This is a genomic window from Niallia endozanthoxylica, from assembly GCF_008710145.1.
Lineage (GTDB): Bacteria > Bacillota > Bacilli > Bacillales > Cytobacillaceae > Bacillus_BD > Bacillus_BD endozanthoxylica.
This window is the reverse complement of record NZ_VYKL01000083.1, coordinates 1-2,220: the sequence shown is the minus strand read 5'-3', so window position 1 is coordinate 2,220 and position 2,220 is coordinate 1. Positions and strand designations below refer to the sequence as shown.

Annotated in this window: 2 protein-coding genes; one reads left to right on the top strand and one right to left on the bottom strand. The window is 30.9% G+C overall.

Going from position 1 to position 2,220, the window contains the following annotated elements; translation table 11 throughout:
* Positions 1 to 176: 176 nt before the first annotated feature.
* Entirely contained in the window at positions 177 to 335 is a 159-nt protein-coding gene (locus F4V44_RS27700) for a hypothetical protein (protein WP_191090883.1), read from the bottom strand.
* An 814-nt stretch (positions 336 to 1,149) separates the two neighbouring features.
* Here F4V44_RS27700 and F4V44_RS27110 point away from each other — a divergent pair.
* Positions 1,150 to 1,761 carry a replication-relaxation family protein gene (locus F4V44_RS27110; RefSeq protein WP_150443086.1) on the top strand — a complete coding sequence of 204 codons (612 nt, stop codon included), beginning with the start codon at positions 1,150 to 1,152 and terminating at the stop codon, positions 1,759 to 1,761.
* Positions 1,762 to 2,220 lie beyond the last annotated feature (459 nt).

Here is a 2,220-nt window from a genome sequence, read left to right as displayed (position 1 = left end):
AAGCAGAGTAGGGCGTGTGGCGAGTCCAACGTACAGGATAGTTAAGTAATCACCGTCGGGACGACGGGTAGAGCCTGCTCAATAACTGACGGATACGTCGGTGTTCGCAGGAATCTCCCGCTTCAAATTCCGTCGGGAATTAAGCGGTGAGTAGTTCAACAAATGGAACACTAGGATCAACTAATAATCAAACCTCTGCTTTTTTTCAAAGGAATACTGTAACAATCATCACAAACTCCATTATTATCATAATACTCCCATTCATCCATTATTTCTTTTTCACATTTTGAACATTTCAATTGCTGACTCTCGATAGATTCTTCAATGTGATTCATAGCTTTAACCTCCTTTTTTACCATGTATACTTCGTTAAAAGAAGATTATTCCCTACGAAAAGGCACACCTCAAAAATATCTAATGATTATGCATATGTAGCTTTTCAGTAAAAACAATTGGAGGGTATAAAGAGGGGGATTCCGTTAATGGAATTCAGCCATTAAAATGCAAACTAAATAAATGTCTTATGAAAAAATAGTAGTCTGATCCCTTAAGTAAATCATTAACTAAATATTTATGTTCCTTGTTAACATCTGAAAAGCGACGAAAAAGGTTGGGACTGACACAAAGGAGTGGGCTCCAAATAATTGGTTGCTTGAAGTAATGGTCCAGAGGACAGTAGAAATTTACAAACAATATCTACAAAAAAGGGAATTACAAACTGAAAATAATAAGCGATGATTCAATACCATATTTGAATATAATCAGAACAGTTTTAGGTATAAATAATAAGACTCGCGTACATATTATAATTTTCCATTGAATGAAAAAACATTTGAAATGGCATTAGATAGTATTATAATAAAAAACTCGTCTTTTCCACTAGTAAAAACAGCAAAGGGATTAGCAGAATTCCTTTAATAAAATTGCCATTTTCCTTTATTGTATATACATATTTTCCTGACACTATCCCTAATAAACTTAAGTAATCTTACAGATCGTTTTTATTACTTAATACAAAAAAACAAATGTAGGTACTACATTTGTTTTTTACTGTATATATCTTTATATATAACGATTATCTAATCCCCTTTTTATTATAAACGGTTATAAAAGCAGATGTTTTAGTCAGCAAAAAGGAGGAAAAGTATTATGCTTAAACAAAGGGATAGGAATATTATTCAGGCGTTACAACTTTTCCGTTGCCTTTCGAGAGATCAAATCTCGTCCCTCTTTTTTAGTAAACTGAAAAATCCCATTACTTCAACTAACTATGTTTTAAAGAGATTGAGGCGTGAAGGATATATTATGGCAAATGAAAATCATGTACCCTACATCTATTTTTCCAATCCGCCGGCTATAAAATTTAATTCACAGAAAGTCAATCACTATTTAGCGATTGCAGATTTCTACATTTCCGTCAATAGATATTCAAAGCCTTCAGTCTTTCATGTTGAACCTCGTTATGGAGCGAATTTTATGCAACCTGATATATTTATGATATGGAATGGAACCCCTATCTTTGTGGAAATTCAGAATTCTATCTATTCAGCCAGTTTAATGAATGAAAAATTCAATCGTTATTTGCATTACTACCAATCCAATGAATGGAAAAACGAAGGGTGGAATTTAACCAAAGAGCCTTGTTTCCCATTAATTTGGATTGTATCTAAAAAAACCAATTATCCATTATCGTTTGCAGATTTGACCATCATTCAGACATCAGATGTGGAATCATTTATTAGTAATGATTTATTCGTCTAATTTATTTGGTATATAACACCAATGAAAAATGTAATTTTCTTTATTTACCAATTGACTATATTTTTATCGTAAATGGCTGGAGTTTTTAATAAAGTAGTTGTGTAATTGTAAATTACTAAGTAGAGGATTTTTTTATCGTTTTCCACTTTCTTAAAAAGATTATTTTCCTTATTTTTCATAAAAACGCATAAGTTATGCAAATATTCCCCTTATTATAAATGTAAGTAAATGAATAACCTCTCAGGATTAATTCATTCCAAATGTGGTTATCCATTATTTAACAACTAATAAATAGTTTTTTATTTAATAAAAAAATTATATATTAATAAGGAGAGGAATTTTTATACTATTCTTCTTTTTTAAAATTAAACAAATACGAATCATTTTAAAGTGTGATATAAATAATGTGAGTTTTGAACTACTCACCGCTTAATTCCTGACGGAATTTGAAGCGGGAGA